Annotated in this window: 14 protein-coding genes and 4 pseudogenes; 8 read left to right on the top strand and 10 right to left on the bottom strand. The window is 60.1% G+C overall.

Features of this window, described 5'->3' with window-relative positions; all coding sequences use genetic code 11:
* Positions 1 to 104 precede the first annotated feature (104 nt).
* The 5 genes and pseudogenes from QFZ91_RS28805 to QFZ91_RS28785 all read left to right on the top strand — a co-directional run.
* Positions 105 to 308, top strand: a pseudogene (locus tag QFZ91_RS28805) (DUF932 domain-containing protein); the annotation flags it as partial.
* A 121-nt stretch (positions 309 to 429) separates the two neighbouring features.
* Positions 430 to 594: pseudogene (locus QFZ91_RS28800) on the top strand (hypothetical protein); the annotation flags it as partial.
* A 55-nt stretch (positions 595 to 649) separates the two neighbouring features.
* Positions 650 to 886, top strand: a pseudogene (locus tag QFZ91_RS28795) (GMC family oxidoreductase); the annotation flags it as partial.
* 177 nt (positions 887 to 1063) lie between these two features.
* A pseudogene (locus tag QFZ91_RS28790) lies at positions 1064 to 1408 on the top strand (fatty acid desaturase); the annotation flags it as partial.
* A 31-nt stretch (positions 1409 to 1439) separates the two neighbouring features.
* Entirely contained in the window at positions 1440 to 1655 is a 216-nt protein-coding gene (locus QFZ91_RS28785; RefSeq protein WP_429569216.1) for an Arm DNA-binding domain-containing protein, read from the top strand.
* A gap of 87 nt (positions 1656 to 1742) precedes the next feature.
* Here QFZ91_RS28785 and QFZ91_RS28780 read toward each other — a convergent pair whose 3' ends face one another.
* Together QFZ91_RS28780 and QFZ91_RS28775 are read right to left on the bottom strand one after the other, a co-directional pair.
* The gene (locus QFZ91_RS28780) at positions 1743 to 2555 is read right to left on the bottom strand and encodes an IclR family transcriptional regulator (RefSeq protein ID WP_429569215.1); all 813 of its coding nucleotides are present in this window, start codon (positions 2553 to 2555) and stop codon (positions 1743 to 1745) included.
* Positions 2556 to 2722: 167 nt separating this feature from the next.
* The gene (locus QFZ91_RS28775) at positions 2723 to 3289 is read right to left on the bottom strand and encodes a VOC family protein (protein ID WP_176365876.1); all 567 of its coding nucleotides are present in this window, start codon (positions 3287 to 3289) and stop codon (positions 2723 to 2725) included.
* A gap of 146 nt (positions 3290 to 3435) precedes the next feature.
* Between QFZ91_RS28775 and QFZ91_RS28770 the strand changes: the two genes are divergently transcribed.
* The 3 genes from QFZ91_RS28770 to QFZ91_RS28760 all read left to right on the top strand — a co-directional run bounded on the left by QFZ91_RS28770 (position 3436) and on the right by QFZ91_RS28760 (position 7339).
* Complete coding sequence (locus QFZ91_RS28770; protein ID WP_429569214.1) at positions 3436 to 4287, top strand: fumarylacetoacetate hydrolase family protein; 852 nt, start codon at positions 3436 to 3438, stop codon at positions 4285 to 4287.
* Between the two features lie 57 nt (positions 4288 to 4344).
* Positions 4345 to 5868, top strand: a complete 1524-nt coding sequence (locus QFZ91_RS28765) for a bifunctional 3-(3-hydroxy-phenyl)propionate/3-hydroxycinnamic acid hydroxylase (RefSeq protein WP_429569213.1) — start codon at positions 4345 to 4347, stop codon at positions 5866 to 5868.
* 91 nt (positions 5869 to 5959) lie between these two features.
* Positions 5960 to 7339, top strand: coding sequence for an MFS transporter (locus QFZ91_RS28760; RefSeq protein ID WP_429569212.1), 1380 nt, complete (start codon positions 5960 to 5962; stop codon positions 7337 to 7339).
* A 135-nt stretch (positions 7340 to 7474) separates the two neighbouring features.
* On the opposite strand, the gene adhP is transcribed toward QFZ91_RS28760, so the two are convergent.
* From adhP to QFZ91_RS28720, 8 genes are all read right to left on the bottom strand, one after another.
* A complete protein-coding gene (gene adhP / locus QFZ91_RS28755) occupies positions 7475 to 8500 on the bottom strand; it encodes an alcohol dehydrogenase AdhP (RefSeq protein ID WP_429569211.1) in 1026 nt (341 codons plus the stop codon).
* A gap of 102 nt (positions 8501 to 8602) precedes the next feature.
* A complete protein-coding gene (locus QFZ91_RS28750; RefSeq protein ID WP_429569210.1) occupies positions 8603 to 9277 on the bottom strand; it encodes a TetR/AcrR family transcriptional regulator in 675 nt (224 codons plus the stop codon).
* Positions 9278 to 9299: 22 nt separating this feature from the next.
* Positions 9300 to 10163, bottom strand: coding sequence for a 4Fe-4S dicluster domain-containing protein (locus QFZ91_RS28745; protein WP_429569209.1), 864 nt, complete (start codon positions 10161 to 10163; stop codon positions 9300 to 9302).
* A gap of 11 nt (positions 10164 to 10174) precedes the next feature.
* Positions 10175 to 13153 (bottom strand): molybdopterin-dependent oxidoreductase, encoded by a 2979-nt coding sequence (locus tag QFZ91_RS28740; protein ID WP_429569208.1) that lies wholly within the window; start codon positions 13151 to 13153, stop codon positions 10175 to 10177.
* 225 nt (positions 13154 to 13378) lie between these two features.
* Positions 13379 to 14116 (bottom strand): OmpW/AlkL family protein, encoded by a 738-nt coding sequence (locus tag QFZ91_RS28735; RefSeq protein WP_429570894.1) that lies wholly within the window; start codon positions 14114 to 14116, stop codon positions 13379 to 13381.
* 288 nt (positions 14117 to 14404) lie between these two features.
* Complete coding sequence (locus tag QFZ91_RS28730) at positions 14405 to 14644, bottom strand: hypothetical protein (RefSeq protein WP_176379466.1); 240 nt, start codon at positions 14642 to 14644, stop codon at positions 14405 to 14407.
* Positions 14645 to 14699: 55 nt separating this feature from the next.
* Entirely contained in the window at positions 14700 to 16679 is a 1980-nt protein-coding gene (locus tag QFZ91_RS28725) for an acyl-CoA synthetase (protein WP_429569207.1), read from the bottom strand.
* The gene (locus QFZ91_RS28720; protein ID WP_429569206.1) at positions 16676 to 17632 is read right to left on the bottom strand and encodes a fumarylacetoacetate hydrolase family protein; all 957 of its coding nucleotides are present in this window, start codon (positions 17630 to 17632) and stop codon (positions 16676 to 16678) included. Before QFZ91_RS28720 ends, QFZ91_RS28725 begins: the two co-directional genes overlap by 4 nt.
* Positions 17633 to 17654 lie beyond the last annotated feature (22 nt).

Below are 17654 nucleotides of genomic sequence, written 5' to 3'. Positions count from 1 at the left end.
TCGCCCATCCGCAACGCGCAAAGGCTTGTGCAGCGTGGAGTTCCCGCATGGGAAATCAATGTGCCAACGATCAAGACTGAGATATCGATTTATCCGGTACGCTGCCCCGCCGTTTCGAGGATCGCCGCGACGACCTCTGGACCGTATTCAACCGCGTGCAGGAAAACCTCACGAAGGGCGGGCTGCATGGACGCTCGCGCAGCGGACGCGCCATGTCGACTCGCCCCATCACCGGCATCGACCAGAACGTGAAGCTCAACCGTGCGCTGTGGATGCTTGCTGACGCCATGCACGAGATGAAAGCATAAGCGCCGCACGGACGGCAACGTCCCCCGCCTCGCTCCATCAGGACTCCTGTTCAGATCGCGTCCTGATGGAATCCGGCAGAACCCGTCCCGGGACCTTCTTTTTAATTATCTGGAGTCAGTCATGCAATCTCAAGTCGAAACCCCTGCGGCAACCACTGACGAAACCGTTTCGCCGCTCGAAACCAACTTTGGCAATGAACAGCCGGTCACCACCTTGGCGTATTCCAGCCTGCGGCCCTCGCCGCTCAACGCCCGCACGAAACCGCTCTCGAACATTCCGGCGCTTGCCGCGAGCATCCGGGCAAAGGGTCTGCTGCAAAACCTGGTCGTCCATGAGATGAAGGGATCTCAGCGGCATCGCCACACCCGCGGGCACGCCGAACTGGGGCGCCGGGTGGAAGAAGGCCGTGAAGGACCACTATGCGCACACCATTTCGATGGACGCGCACGGCTCCAACATGTCGTACCGCGACGTGTACCTCGACCTCGATCCGACCTATCGCGACTCGTACGGTCAACCGCTCTTGCGCATGACCTTCGACTGGAAGGACAACGACATCAAGATGGCGCGGTACGTATTTTTCCGTTAGTTATGTGTTTAATTCGAGTCCTCTTCTGGTCCGCTCGCTAATGTTTCAAAAGCCTTGCTGCAGCCAGCAGTCGCTTCCTGCAGGCAAATTGCAGGCAAAAGTTCACGTTTCCATTCAAGAAGCAGCCGCCGATCTCCAACCACTAAGGCTCTGCGCGCCCCTAAGTTGCTCCCGCACAGTAACTATCATCTGGTTCATCATGACTTGCCGCAGGTGCCGTGGTTTGCGCTTCGGACGGTCTATCAAACGTCCCGCCAGCAGTACATAGAACGCTCAGGAGCCTTTCTGGTCAAGGGTTACAGCGAATAGGTCAGACGCTATGGGTTCGCTGCGGTGGCGCATCCAGTGGCAATCGGCACGTCCGACTCAGGCCGACGAAATCCGCCTGCTCCCGCCGGTTTTGCGGGTAAATTGCGGGTAAAACTTATGGTAGTTGTCCGCCAAGGAGAACTCCATGAAGCTCACCTTCCCACTCCTGCAGAACGCCAAACCGCGGAGCAAGCCCTATAAACTTCGTGATCGCGATTCCATGTAGTTGCGGGTGTCGGTCTCGGGCTCGAAAGTCTGGGAAGTTGACTACCGGTTGGATGGCAAGGACTGCAGCTACACTCTCGGCCGATTCCCCGATCTTTCGATAGCGGACGCCCGTCAACTTCGCAACGCCGCTGCCAAGCTGGTCGCGTCTGGCATCCATCCGAAGGCATACGAGACGTGTCGAGTCGGTTTTGAAACGGCCCTTGGAAACGCTGTTCCCTGAAGGCTAATGCGAGTTATGGCGACAACGGATTGAGTCTTCGAAAGCGATCGAACCGCACCGCCGCTCCTGGGAGCAGATGACAGTGAACTACGCTGAGCGCTTTACTGGCGATACGGTCTGCGACGACGCAGTTGTCGCAGTCGCCCGGCTTTCGATAGCCGCCCGCGTGCGCTGTGAAATTCGCCCCGCTGCTTCCCTTAGCGTTTCGACGAGACGCTCGAGATTTGCGAACTCGAGTCGTTGGGTCGGAATGATCAATGCCAACGATCCGACCGCTTCACCGGAGTCGTCCGTGAACAGTGGCGACGCTAGTGCCGAAACTCCATGTTCCAACTCGTCTCTTGAAAGATAAAAACCCGCGCGTCGGATTTTGAGCAATGACGCCCGAAACTCTTCGAGCGTCGTCCCAAGGCCGCTTTGCGCAATGTCTTCGGGATACTGTTCGAACAGGGTCGCGAGCTTGGCCTTCGGAAAGCTGGAAAGGATCGCTTTAGGAGCGGCTCCGAGAAATAGAGGCCTCGGACGGCCTCGACCGTACCGGAGGTCAAGAGCCGCGTCGTGCGTCTCCCTATGTGTGTCAACAAGCTCGTTTCCGTACCAGCGCGACATCACTACATCGAAGCCGGAATGCTCACTCAACTCGTGCATGATTGGCTGGCCGACCGCAAGCAATGGATCCGACGCGCGCAGGTGGTAATCCAGCCTGATGATGCGAGGACCGAGACCGTAATCCCCACCTGTAAACCGGACGAGCAGGCCAGCATCCACGAGCTCACGCACGTAGCGATAGGCCGTCGGAGCCGAACAATCGAGTTCGGCAGCAACGTCTTCGGCGGACAAGAACGGCTTTGCCTCCGAAAAAAGTTCGAGTATGGATAAAAGCCGGGTGATGCTCGACATCGCGGCGCTAGCTCCTTCTATGTGAGCGGATTATGCCATCAGCGCGCGCTCCCGCGGCCTTCCCGGCTCACACACGGAAAACGGTTGAGTGCGCGGCTGCCCCCCTGTTTTACGCAGGGCGCTACGTTGTTGTTGCCCGATGCGCAGCCGACCGCTCGAGCAACGAGTTAGACAAGCCCCATACGAACGGCCATCTCGGCCTGCCAATCGGTTCGTGGTCTGAATCCTGGCAGCGCGCTCGCGTGGTGCTCAACGGCCGCCATCAGGTCTGTGTCAGGCAAGTCAAAGTCGACCGGCACCCGCATCGGCTGATCGACGTACCACGGCGTGTCGATGAAGATCTCCAGCCGGTTGCCCTCCGGGTCGCGCGCATAAATCGAAATCGCGTTGCCATGCGTGACGGGATTGATCTCTTCCAGACCCTCCGAGACAAAGCGCGCGTGAAACTGCCTTAGCGTGTCGAGACTATCCGCTTCGAACGAGATCTGATTGATCGGATTGAACGCCAGGTGCTCGGGCCGACCGCTCGCAAGCACGATCTGGTGATGAACAGCGGGATCACGACTCAAGAACACGAGCCGCACTTCGCCGTGCGGCGTCCGCAGCATGCCGCGGTCCGTTACGGTGAACTCCAGCACCCGCGAATAGAAGTCTTCCACCCGCGCCATATCGCTTACGTAGAAGCCCATATGGCTCAGCGACAGCCCGCGTCGCGCTCTCTTCGTGCCTTCCATGCTCGCCTCCAGTAGTGACAAACCCTAACGAAAAACACGTTGTATTCATCGTTAAACATAGCTTATTCTCAAAATACGATAAATGCACGACTTTCTTGCGGTCGTTAGCGTCGATCTTCCTGAATTTTTATCTACGTGGAGCGTCAATGAAACTCGTCAGCTTTTCTACCCATCAGGGCCCCTCCTTCGGCGTCGTTCGCGACGACAGCGTCGTTGATCTCGTCAAGCACCTGGACAATCGTTATGCCGACCTGAAGGCACTAATTGCCGCCGACGCGCTGGGGGAGGCCGCGCAGGCGGCGCAGGCTGGTAAGGGCGACTACCCGCTGTCGGAAGTGACGCTTCTGCCGGTGATTCCCAACCCCGAACAGATCTTCTGTGTGGGGCTGAACTACGCGGAGCACGTCAAGGAAACCAATCGCGAAACCACCGAGCAGCCGGTTATCTTCATGCGGCTCCCGGCTTCGCAGGTGGGTCACGGGCAGCCGATGCTGCGTCCGCCCGAGTCCCACCAATTCGACTACGAGGGCGAAATTGCCGTGATCATCGGGCGTGGCGGACGGCGCATCGCCGAAGCCGACGCCTGGAATCACATCGCCGGGTACGCCTGCTACAACGATGGCTCCGTGCGCGACTGGCAGCGTCACACCACCCAGTGGGGACCGGGCAAGAACTTTTATCGCACCGGCGCGTTCGGGCCGTGGATGGTGACGAGTGACGAGATCGAACCGAACGCCCTCATGACGCTCGTTACTCGCCTCAATGGGCAGGAAGTGCAACGCGCGACCACGCAGATGCTGATTCACGGCATCGCGAAGCAGATCGCCTACCTGTCGACCTTCACGCCGCTCGCTCCGGGCGACGTCATCGTCACCGGCACGCCCGGCGGCGTCGGTGCAAAACGCAATCCGCCGCTGTTCATGAAGCCCGGCGACCGGGTCGAAGTGGAAGTCGACCGGATTGGCGTCCTCTCCAATCCAATTGCCGACGAAGCATAAAGATCGTTGCCGGACGCGCCCCCCGTGCATCCGGCGACTCACCAAGCGGATGTAGACATGTCAGATAAAACCATTTCGTTGCACGCATGCGACTACGATGTCGCCGTCATCGGTCTCGGCCCGACCGGTGCGACGCTGGCGAACCTGCTGGCGATCGAAGGCTTGCGGGTACTCGTGCTGGAGCGAGACAAGGACATTTTTGCGCTGCCTCGCGCGGTGCATTTTGACGGCGAATGCATGCGGGTGTTTCAGAGCATCGGGCTCGCAGACACGCTGCTCCCGAAGTTGTTTGTCGGTCCCGGCATGAAATTCGTGAACGCCGAGGGCAAACTACTCATCGACTGGGTACGGCCCACATGCATCGGCCCGCACGGCTGGTGCGCAAGTTATAAGTTTCATCAACCCGACCTCGAGAACGCATTGCGTGACCGTCTGGCCGTTCAGGCGAACGTGGATGTACGACTGCGTCACGAAGTGTTTGCGCTTGACGAAACGAACGACGGCGTCCAACTGCGCTTTGAAGACACGGGCTGCGGCAAACTCGGCCGTGCTACCGCCCGCTACGTGGTTGGCTGCGATGGCGCGCGCTCGATTGCGCGGCGTTTCATGGGCACCGAGCTAACCGATCTGAAGTCGCACGAACGGTGGGTTGTGGTCGATGTATTGCTGGACACACCGCGACCCGACCTCGGCGATTTCTCCATTCAATATTGTGACCCGGCGCGCCCGACGACCTATACGCGTGGTCCCGGAAATCGCCGTCGTTGGGAAATCATGGTCATGCCGGGCGACGATGCGACGCAACTCGCGTCCCCCGAATGGCTGTGGGATAAGCTCGCACGCTGGATTTCCCCGGCGGATGCCCGACTCGAGCGTTCCGCGATCTACACCTTCCACTCGGTCGTGGCGAACGGCTGGCGCCGCGGACGGCTGTTGCTTGCTGGAGATGCTGCGCATCAAACACCGCCCTTCATGGGCCAGGGGATGGCGGCCGGCATCCGCGACGCGTCGAATCTTGCATGGAAGCTCGGCGCGGTCATTCGTGGCACTTCGCCCGATACGCTGCTCGATACCTACGAATCGGAGCGTTCGCCTCATGTGCGCGAGTTCATCGAAACCGCGGTGCAACTCGGCTCGGTCATTCAGACGACCAATCCCGAGGCTGCAACCAGCAGGGACAGCCAGATGAGCGAAGCGATTCGCAACTTTGTCACTCCACAACCGAAGCTCGGCCCGGGAGCCTGTCTCGACGCATCCTCGTCGACCGTGGTAGGACAGATCGCGCCCCAACCCCGCCTGACAGACGGGCGTTTGATGGATGACGTCGTCGGATATCGATTTGTCCTCGTCGCGTTGCCCGAATTACTCGCCGGCGATGACGACATCGCCAGTCGCGCTGCATGGGCGGGCATCCAGATCGTCAGCGACGAAGACGCGGTGAATGCGTGGTTAGCGTCAACGGGCGCAGCAGCAGTGCTGATTCGACCTGACCGCTACGTCTACGGCATTGCACACGACATCGCATCGTTGCACCGCCTGGTCGAACACGCATTCCCCGAACTGCAGGCGGCCAGCGCGTAACCGGCCCGCCATGCAGACAACGTTGAACCGCTGAGACAGCGCGAGCACGCGCACCTATTGGACGAAGAAGCCAACAATCCCTGGAGGAGTCATGGAAATATCTCGTCACCCGGTCAGCGTCGCTGGCCAGACGCATTCGCCCGGCTTATCGCGCGCGCAGTGGAAGATGATTCTGATTGCGAGCCTTGGCGGTTCGCTGGAATTTTACGACTTCATCGTCTACGGTTTCTTCGCGCATCACATCGCGGCCCAGTTTTTCCCGAGCGCCTCATCGTTGATCAGCATGCTGGCCGCGTTTTCCGTGCTGGCAATCGGCTACGTCATCCGGCCGCTCGGCGGTATCGTCCTCAGCAGCTGGGGGGACCGCTATGGTCGCCGTCCGGTCTTCCTGGGTTCGATCATCGTCGTCACCACAGCCACGATCTGTCTGGGTTTGCTGCCCAATTTCCAGAGCTGGGGTATCGCGGCTTCCATCCTGCTCATCCTGTTGCGCATGCTGCAAGGTTTTTGCGTCGGCGGAGAAATGCCCGGCGCCATTACCTATGCAGTGGAAGCGGCACCGCACCGTGCGGGCCTCGCCGCCGGCATCATCATCTGTGCGGTCAACGTGGGCGTCCTGCTCGCCACTTTCGTCAATCTCGGCATCCAGAACTACCTCTCGAGCGCCGACGCGGCGGCCTATGGCTGGCGGATCGCCTTCCTGTTCGGCGGATTCTGTGGGCTCCTGTCCTACTGGATGCGCCGCAACCTGGACGAGTCCCCCGAGTTCAAGGAGATGCATGGCGCCGTCGCCAGGCAACCATTTCGCGAGACGCTGCGACATCATGGCAAAGCCGTCGCAGCGGGAGCGCTCACTATCGCTGTGATGGCCGGCGTCAACGGGATCCTCTACGGTCACATGCCGGCCTTTCTGGTTCAACAATTGCACTATGCGCCCCGGACGGCGGCGATCGCCCAGAATGCCTATCTGGTCGTCAGCTCGTTCGGTCTGCTCGCTGCGGGCTGGCTGGGAGACAAGACTGCGCGCCGATACCTGCTGCGAACGTCAGCGGCGCTGCTGATTGTGCTGAGCTACCCGTTCTATTGGGCGCTTGTGAATCACACTGTCGATCCGGTCGTTTTATTCGTTCTCGCCGCGGTGGTCTTCTCACTGGCAAGCGGTACGTGGCCCTCTGTCCTCGCCGATCAGTTCCCCGTCCAGGTACGATTCAGCGGGATCGCCCTTGCGTACAACATTTCGGTGGTCGCATTCAGCGGCTTTGCACCGCTGCTCGCCACCATGCTGGTTCGCGCGACGGGATCCTTGACAGCACCAGCCTACTACGTCGTAGGAACATGTGCGGTCGCTCTGCTCGCGAGCTTTGCATTGCCCCGGGACAGTCTGCGTCCCATTTCAGCGCGACATTGGCTGAGGGCGCGCGCAGTCGCCCCGGCCGTCTCGCGGGAGGACTCGCACGCGCGCACCGATTGACGTGCAACTCGTGAAGACTACTCGTGCAGCACCGAGCCCACCTGACGTGGATCAATGCCGTCGGTCATCTGGTCAGCGATGAACCGTCAACTGGATGAGCACGGCGCGCGATATCGGCACCAGGCAGTGGCTCATTCAAAGTTCAGTGAGTACGATCCGGCCGTCGACCTTGCCTTCGCGCAATGCGGTGAACACTTCGTTAATGTTCTCTAGCCGCTCATGGTGGATATGTGCGCGCACTTTTCCGTCGGCCGCGAATTCGAGCGATTCCTGCAGGTCGCGACGCGTGCCCACGATGGAACCGCGAACCGTGATGCCATTCAGTACCGTGGAAAAGATCGGCAGCGGAAAGTCGCCGGGCGGCAGGCCGTTCAGCGCGACGGTACCGCCGCGGCGCACCATGCCGAGCGCTTGCGCAAACGCACCGCGCGAGACAGCGGTCACGAGAACGCCATGTGCGCCACCGATCTGTTTCTGGACCTCGCTGGCAGGATCGGACGTCGAGGCGTCGATGGTGATTTGCGCGCCGAGTTTGCGCGCAAGTTCCAGCTTGTCGGGCGCGACATCCACGGCAACGACATGCAGGCCCATCGCGACGGCGTACTGGACCGCGACATGACCGAGGCCGCCGATGCCCGAGATGGCGATCCACTGACCGGGCCGGGTGTCCGTGACCCGAATGCCTTTGTATACGGTGACACCGGCGCAGAGGATCGGCGCGATTTCGTCGAACGCGACCCCGTTCGGTAGATGACCTACGTAGTCCGGATCGGCGATCACATATTCGGCGTAGCTGCCGTTCACGGAATAGCCGGTATTCTGCTGCTCGTGGCAAAGCGTCTCCCAGCCCGTCTGACAGTATTCGCAGTGACCGCATGCGGTATAGAGCCACGGCACGCCAACGCGGTCGCCTTCCTTCACGTGCGTGACTCCTGCGCCAGTCGCCGCGACATATCCGACACCCTCGTGACCAGGGATGAACGGCAGCCGAGGCTTGACCGGCCAGTCACCATCGGCGGCATGAAGATCGGTGTGGCAGACCCCGGACGCCTTCACGTTGACGAGAATCTGACCCGCAGCGGGCGCAGGAACCCCCACTTCTTCTATCCGCAGCGGCTCGCCGAAGGCATGGACTACCGCAGCTTTCATGAATTGAGCCATCAGTCGCTCCTCAGTGAGTTTGTGATTCTCACGAGTATCCTCGCCAGACCCGCTAGTGCTTTGCGATAGATCAATGAAAACGACCCGCCCTAACGTATTGATCTAAGGGCGTAAGTGGAAGCGGACTGTTGCACCGGCATCATCCAGCGACTCAGGTTTCTCCAGTACCGGACCGGACCACGTGCTGGAAAATAAGGCCGTCAAAATGGCCCGAATCGCCTCGTTCGTCATCTCTTCCGGATTGCACAACCCGAAGAAGCGCATGCCGTCGCAGAGGCTTAGGATGCCCGCCGCGAGCGCTTCAGGTTGAGCAGGCCAGCCGCCGTCGCCTGGACGCGCGCCTGCGCACAGACACGCAGCCAGCTTCGCCAGCTTCCTTTGCCGCAAGCCGGTGACCCGCTCCCGAACCGTGCTATCGCGCGATGAGAGAAGGCCCGCTTCGACCCACAGCGGGAAGCAATCATTGTCGAATTCAGCGCAACTCAGACGCGCGAGTGCGCGAACCTTTTCCTGGTGCGACGCGCCAGGCAATTCGATGATCGCCTGCCAGTCCGCACACGTCTTTTCTACATCGCGTTGCAGCAATTCGAGTAGCAGTTCCAGCTGGCTGCTGAAGTTTGAATAGAAGGCGCCACGCGTGTAACCGGCCGCCTCGGCGATGTGTTCCACACTCGTCGCGGCCAGGCCCCGCTCGATGAACGAACGGCGCGCTGCGTCGAGCAGGCGCTCTCGCGTCTGCTCTTTTTTGCATGCGCGTGTCACGCGTACCGGTTTCATGGATGGATACACAGCGCCAGCATCAGTCGACCTCAACCGCATTCGTCGACTGCACGAGGCCGATCTCGCCGACATACACGCTCTCGCCCAACATGCATTCGCGCGACGCATTGCCCAGCGCATGACGAATCTCGATCCGATAATGGCCGCTATCTTTGATGAGCCGCGAGAACCGGAAGTCGCCGAACGCGTCGGTGACGGTTTCGGCCACCTTCCGATTGCACCAGTACAACGCAACGGCCGCATCTGCGACACACTCGACGACCTGCCCCACCTGCGCGCTGACACTGCCGCCGATAAAGCAGGTTTCCCAACGATCGAGGCCGCTGTACCAGACGCGCGGACTGGTTTTCAGTCTCGGTTCCAGAACCTTGAGTCCTTCCCGTCTTGCCTTCTCTGCCATCGCGGCGTCATCGAGCCTGACGGTTTCGAAAACGCCCGTTGGGCAGGACTGTTCGCATCGCGGGTGCTGCCAACCCTGATCCAGCAGATGGGCATCGAAGATCCATGTCTGCGGCAGTTGCAATGCTTCATTCCATACGATCGCCTTGTATGGACAGGCCTTGACGATGTCCTTTCTGCCCCGCGCCTTGTCCGGATCAATGATGACGATGCCGTCGGCGCGCTTGCGGATGGCGTCGCCGCCTACACGCATGCATGGTGCGTCGTCGCAGTGATTGCACATGACCGGCAGGTACGTCGTCTCGACCATGTGCGAATCGCCTTGCACGCGGCGCATGATGCGAATGCTGCTTTCGGCATCGGCCGAAGCCGGTGCCGAGTAGCCGGGAAACTCGTTGCCAACGTGCTCGTCGCGCGCGGCGATCACGCAGTTCTGGCAGTTCTCGCAGCGCCCGACCTTGATAACCAGATTCCACTTGCTCATGGCGTTTCTCCTCACGCTGCACGACCGAGCAGGAACGCATCGGCGCCTTTCCATTTTTCGACCTGCACGAGGCATGAGTTTGGACTCATGCTGCTGGTGCCTGCCGTTTGCGAGCGGTCGGGCGTGAGCATGTTCATGCAGCCGCCGATCTCGACACGTTCGCCGTTTACTTCGATCATCTGGAATTCCGCGCTCGCCTCGTATGACTTGACGACGCCTGGGGTCAACAGAGCAGATACATCAGCCGCACAGATTACGGCGCCGCGGTCGTTGTAGACCTTGACGAGGTCACGATGAGCAATGCCCCGCGCGGCCGCGTCTGCGAACCCGAGCCTCAGCAGCCAGAAGCGATGCCCGCCGATCAGCGCACGATGATCCTCGACGCTGTTGACTGACGAATTTTTGCCGTCGCAATGGGTATGAAAACTGTAGCGGCTGTGAGTTGCGATTAATTGCAGCGGATAGCGCCCGGCCCGCTCGCAGCGCAGACCTTCCCACGACGGGATATACCGGTTCAGTGCGGGCCGCTCGGGGTTGTCGGCGGTGTGCCGCTTCAGCAACTCGGGTATGAACTCGAGCTTGCCGCTCGGCGTCTGCAGGCCCATGCCGAATTTTTCGGCATACTGCGACGGCATGGGATGCGGTTCTTGCAGATCCTTGCGACGACCTTCCGCGAACCAGCGCATGTCCACGGGATGGCGCAATTCCCGCTTTTCGGGCGGTACGACGAAATAGCCCTTGCGGCAGAATTCGCGCCAAGAAACGTGATCTGGCAGATCCGCCGATTCGTATACTCGCTTGACCCAATCGAGTTCGCCGCAGCCCTCGGTGAAGACGCCGCCAAGCCCAAGACGGGTCAGAATGGCGGCGAAGATATCGTAGTCCGAGCGGGATTCGCCCAGAGGCTCGATGCACTTGTGCTGCATCGTCACCATACGATGATTGACGGTGTTGAAGCCATGATGCGCGTACCCACCCGAATTCGACCACTCGCCGATGTCCCATCGCTCGAACGACGTGCAGGCCGGCAGAATGATGTCGGCGAACTGCGCCTCCCCTTCCATCCAGATCGACTGGTTCACCACGAACTCGATGCTGGGATGTCGATAAGCATCGGCCCAGCGTCCAGACTTCGTGACGGTGCTGAAGGAAGAGCCACCATAGCGATAGATCATGTGGATCGGTGAATAGCCCGGCATCGGGTAGCTGAACGGCGCGAACTGCGCTTCCTGAGACATACCGTCCCACAGGTATCCCGTCGCATGGCCGTTGATGATGGCATCGGGTAGCTGCTGCCGCGGGACCATCTGTTTGACGGGATTCATCGTCAGGATGTGCGGCATGCGCTGATAGTTGTTGACGGCATTGGCGGTCCACGCAAGGTCGCCGGACATCCCGCCGTCCGCGTAGCCGGGAAAATAAAAGTGGAGGTCGTGCGGAGCACCCAACTGCAGACACCCAAAATTGACGCCCGGCTTACCCCACCCCTGCATCGCCATCATCATGATCATGCAGCGCGCCCATTGCGCCCCGGTCGCGCCGCGTCCTGCCCCGCCGAAGCCCGCGCCTGTCATGCCGACAGAGAGATAGACCTTCTTTTTTCCCCACAGGCGAGCGAGCGCCCGTACATCCTTCGCGGGCACGCCGGTCTCGGACTGTTGCCATTCGGGCGTCTTCGCCACGCCGTCCGTATCGCCCAGCAGATAGGCGCGCCACTCGTCGAAGCCGGTCGTGCGGTTGGCAACGTAGTCCTCGTCGTATAAGCCCTCCACGGCCCAAACGTACATGATCGCGGTCGCGAGAGCGGCATCGGTTTGCGGTCGAATGGGAATCCAACGCCCGCCCAGCAACTGCGCGGTCGGATTGCAGTGTGGGTCGATGTGAACGAACTCGATGCCCAGTTCTTTGGCCCACAGGCGCCGCGGCGTACCCTCGAATCCCGCATACGCCCCGTTAGTGCTTTCCGGATCGGAAGACCAGAAGACGATCATTTCCGCCTCCTTCAGGCAGTCTTCAATGCCGCCATAGCCTGACGGCACACCGACGCGCATCGAATTGCCGAAGTGATGCATCGCACCCCAGTACCAGCCTTCCCAGCTGTCTGGATTCGCGGCAACCCGAGTGAAGCCAATCAGATTGGCGAAGCGGGTGAGCGCGCTGAGGTAGTAGCCGATGTTCCCCCACTGATGATGCGACGACATGGGGAACGTAATCGAGCCGGGACCGTGAACACGCTTCTGCCGGTTGATTTCTTTCGCGACGATGTCCAGCGCCTCGTCCCAGCTGATCGGCATGTAGCCCGACTTGCCGCGGTTCTGCGGATTGCGCTCGCCGTCAGGGTCGAAATCAACGCGCTTCAACGGATGAAGAATCCGTTTGTCGGAATAGACAAGCGACTTGATCGCCAATGCGTGCGGTGCAACGAGGCCTCGCCGTGGCGGGCTGAAGCGGCGCCCGCGCGCCTCGATTTCCCAGCTGGCGGCGTCCTTGGCGTCCAGATCGATGGGCGTCACCCGAACGATGCGACCATCCTTCACGTACACGAACAATGGGCCACCGTTCGTGCAGGTCGTGTACCGGCGTGTGCCGTCCCGCATTGGCGTGCCCATCGGCAGTCCAATGGTTTGCATCATACTGAGCGTTTGCATGAACCACACCAGCAGTTCATCGTCGCCTTCCGTCACCACCTTGAAGTTCTTTGCCGCATGAATAATTTCAGCATGGTCCTGCCGTGGGGAAAGGAATTTCAGGGCCGTGCCGACGTCTTTGAACAGAATGTTCACGTCGGCTTGCCAACCTGTGCAAGCGCGCGATCGGATGCGGCCGTTCCTGATTTCGACGACGCGGCCGAGGCTCCGGTCCATCAGCCCGATCTGGGCGACGATGTCCCGCTCCTTGAGGCGCTGACGATAGGCGGGAAAGCGGCGTGCCGTCAGGTCGAGTACTTTGGGCAGCGCGAACAGAATCGATTTGAGCACTTGTCGCTTCATCGTTTCACCCGAATTGGAACATTGAAGCAGGAGATGGCCAGAACGCGTGCGCAACTGCTACTCCCGCGTGCGCGAGCGGACCCGTACGCCGCAGCGTTACGGCTTTCCGGGCGTCATCAGCGTGTTTCGAAGCGCCGCATTTGCTCGCTTTGTTGTGCATTTGAACCTCTAAACTGGTTGAACGTGTTGCACCGTGTCCGGCGCCTGAAACGCTGTCCTTTGGCGTTAGAAGGTATAGGCGACATTCAGGAAGACATTTACGGGATTGAGACGGATCGTCGATGTCGAAACGATTTGCGTCCCTTTAGCCGTAGTCCCGTCCAGCGTAAGGTGGGTCTTTACAGGAACGTAACCGACGCTGACACCCACGGACCAGTGGTTCGTCATCGCGTAATAAGCCCCGATCTCGAATACCGGGTTCCAGGATGAACTGAGAGATCCGTGCGCCGACCCGCCCGGTCCCAGACTGTCAGTGACAAATTGACTGTTAGTCGTACGCACCTGGGTGAACCACGTATAGTTCACGCCCAGGCCGATGAAAGGACGGAACTTCGACTGGGCGGAAAGCAGGTGATATCGAAAGACAAGCGCGGGCGGAATCGGCCGCGTCGAGCCCAGAGTGCCATACTTCGCGAGCGCGCCATCCCCGACCAGATCCACCGTCAGGGGGAGCCCGATGAGCGTCGCAACGCCGATGTGGTCGGTGACGTAGTACTCGGTCGTGATCCCCATTGTGTCCGTGGACGTCGCGTGCGCCCCAGTACCGGGCAGTTGCTGATTCACTGTCATTCCACCCACGCTTTCCACGGTCAGCGGCGTTGCACTACTCTGCGGTGCGACGTGGAGCCATCCGGTCGCCACAGTAAAGCTCCCAGCCGTCTGCGCGTTCGCATTACCAGCAAGCGCGGCCGCACAGAGGCACACCGCAAAACCAGCGGAACGAACCGTTCTCCTGACTTTCATCACGTGTCTTCTCCTGTCTCATTGGCTGAATACTTTTTTTGTCGCCTGCCGATCAGGGCGCTGCATGGGGCGCCCGTGACCGCCTGGTGTCGGCATGGCTCTCGTTCGATTGCATCGAACGACATCAGGCCCGCTTCTTATGCAGTCGTACTAAATTAAATGAGGTGCTTTCGCGCGTCTCTTATGATGCCTTCCACCGCGCTTCTTCTTCGTGCCACCAGAAACAGCGTCCGGTTACATGTCTATGCCTGGCGTGAGATTCCGACGCGATCTCGATAACCGGTTATGTCAGTGAACGCGCATTGACGGGCGCGCAGCCTCCGGCGGGAAGACCCGCCACGAACCATCGGAATGCCGGAAGAAGAACAGGCCGAGCCTTTCCCCCCGCAGAACCAGTTCGATGTGTACGAAGACTCCCTGATTCGACTGCGCGCGACCCGATCGGGTAATCCGCAGCGGCGTTGCCGAAATGGGACCGAGCCATTTTTCAACAAGCGATCGCAACGTCGCTTCCGATGCAATACCCATCTTCCTCTCCAACCAAAAGCCACTGCTCTTGCTCGATAACCAATGCCACTGGCGTTCAGGCGCGACCCGCGTTACCGCCCGGGCTCGCCGCGACGGACAGCGAAAAGCCGAATGGAAAGCGCGCCAGCGTCGCGCGCGCCAGTTCTTCGAACTCGACGCTGTTGAGCTCGACACGAGCCGTCAGCCCGCGAGCGGTGTCTTCGACGATACTCACCGCTGCATCGTTGACGCCGGCCTCAACGAGTGCGGATTGCAATGCGTCCGCCATTTCTCGCCATTTCAGCGCCGGCTTGTAGATCTTGCCGACGCCTGTCAGCGGCATCGTATCGATGACGCGGATTCCTTTCGGAAGCGCAGCCCGCTCGCTGATGCTGGCGCGCAGGAATGCGGCCAGTTCCGCTTCGGTTGTCGTGACGCCTGGTTTGAGCTGGACATAGGCAACCGGCAACTCGCCCGCATGCGCGTCGGGCCGGCCCACCGCGGCGGCGATCTGTACCGCCGGATGACGATGCAAGGCTTCTTCGATAGCCGCAGGGTCGATGTTGTGACCGCCCCGAATGATCAGCTCCTTTTTCCGGCCCGTGAGCCAGAAGTATCCGTCGGCATCGCGGCGCCCGAGATCGCCGGTATTGAGCCAACGTTCGCCGTCGCCGAGGTCCATCCAGATCCCACTGTTCTGCTCTGGCCTGGAATATCCAACGAACACATTCGGTCCGGAGATCACCAGTTGGCCGACTTCGTCTGCCGCGCAATCTCGTGTATACCGGCCGGCCTCATCGGCCACTACGACCTTCATAGCCTGACCAGGAAGGCAAAGGCCAATCGAGCCCGCCCTGCGTTCACCACGCGGCGGATTAACGCTGCTCACGCAGGCGCCTTCAGTGAGTCCGTAGCCTTCGAGGATTTGGATCCCCGTGCGATGCTCGAAATTGCGAAGCAATTCGACTGGCATCGGCGCGGCACCGCACAGCCCATACTCAAGCGAGCTGATATCGTGCTCGCCAATAGCAACCTCGAGCAGTGACCCGTAGAGCGTTGGCACACCGCTGAAGAAATTGATGCGGTAATGTTCAACGATTTCCCAGAAACGCTTTACAACACCGTCGCCGCGATATCCTTCCGGCGTGCCGAGAACGACATGAGCGCCGCGCGAGAACGCCAGTAGCCCTGTCACCATCACGGCATTCACATGAAATAGCGGCAGTCCGCAAAATATCGTTTTGCCGGGACCGATGCTTTCGCCGAGAAACCGACCCGCGTTCCACGCATTGGCAACCTCATTACGGTGCCGGCGCATCGCGATCTTCGGCAGTCCCGTGGTGCCGCCCGTGCAGAAGCAGGACGAGATATCGTCGATCCGCGCCGAGGGCGAGTCGTCGAGCGATATTCCTGACTCGTTCGCTATTGCGGTGCCAAAATCATGGATCCGGATCTGCGCGGGAACCGCGCTGCGCACGCCGCCTTTACCATGCAGACTTGCGGTTTCGCCACGTTGCAGTATCCGAGCTGCCAATCCTTTTTCCCCCGGTATCCGGTCGGCCAAATTAACGAGCACCAGATCTTTTATGGCGGGAACATGATGCAACACCGCTTGCGTTTTTTTCCATAGTTCAGTCCCGGGGAACGGCGCGAGCGTTACGAGCACGCTGGCACCCGATGCCTTCAGCAATTCGCCGATGGCTTCGCTTTCAAGCAGTGGATTGATAGCGCAGACAATTCCCACCGCTTCGCCTCCCCAGATCACGAAGTGTGTCTCTGGCAGATTCGGCAGCATATAGGCGATGACGGTGTTCCTTTCCACGCCCAGCCGCGAAAGCATGTTTGCGGTGCGCGTGATATCACGCAACAGGTCGCTGTACGTCCAGCACTCCGGGCTGGCATAGTCATCGGCTGTTCGAAAGAAGGAAAGCGCGGGCGCCGATGGATTGATGGCAGCGCCCCTGCAGATCATTTCGTAGGTGCTCGACGGAAGCTCCGGCAGTTGTCCCGATGCTTCGATAGCGAGTACATCCTGTCCTTTTGCGGCGTCTTTCATACTGCCTCTTCAACGACGACGTTTTGCTGCACGCCCAGGTTGATTGAGCGATCGAGGCTGACAATCCATGCCTCGACAACGTCTCCGACCTGAAGATACTGAGGCCTGTCCTCCTGCATCTTCAGGAAAAGCCGCCATTTTTCTTCTTCGGGCAACTGCGCCGCAGCGCGCTGCTTCTCCTGCGAAGGAATGCTCAGCGCACATCCCGATGGTGTGCCGGTTGCAAGGAGGTCACCCGTGCGCAGGTCGTGCACACGGGAAAGCTCAGTCAGAGTCTCTGCCGGGCCATAGACAAGGCCAGCAGTAGTGTCGTTCTGGCGGACGGTTCCGTTGACCGTCAGCGTCAGCACGAGCTCTTTCAGTTTCGGAATGTCATGCTTCTCGAGCAGGCAAAGATAAGGGCCGACAGGGCCAAATGTCCGAAAGCTTTTGCCCTTGTAAAACTGCATCTGCGGAATCTGGATATCACGCGCTGAATAATCGTTGACGATCACAACGCCCGCGATGTACTCGTGCAGGTTTTCCTCGGTGACAGTTTCAGCCGACGTGATATCGCGTTTGAGCACGAGACCGAGTTCGATCTCATAGTCGAGGAATCGCACCGCGCGTGGTTTCACGATGGCCGAGTCCGCCGCAACGATGCAGCTCGGTGCCTTCGTGAAAATCATGTTGAATTTCTTGACGTCTGGGTCCATGCCGGACTCGATCATATGCTGGCGGTAATTCGCGCCCTGGCAGATGAACTGCTGGTCGGCGGTAATGGGCGACAGCCACTGCACCTCCGATTCGGGAATCGATGGACCGCTGAGTATCATGAGCCGCTCCACCGGATTGGCCTCGATGAACGCAGCGGTCGACTCGTACTCGCCTGGAATCGGCGTGATGGCGCCCTCCGCGACCACGCCCCACTGGGCACGGCCATGATGAAGATAATGCAGGACGTGAAGTGCCATTGTTCAATTCTCCGGATCAGTA

Origin of the sequence: Paraburkholderia sp. JPY419 (genome assembly GCF_050435705.1) — a bacterium.
In the GTDB taxonomy this organism is placed as follows: Bacteria; Pseudomonadota; Gammaproteobacteria; order Burkholderiales; family Burkholderiaceae; genus Paraburkholderia; species Paraburkholderia youngii.
The sequence above is the reverse complement of the archived record's forward strand: the minus strand, read 5'-3'. Positions and strand labels throughout refer to the sequence as shown.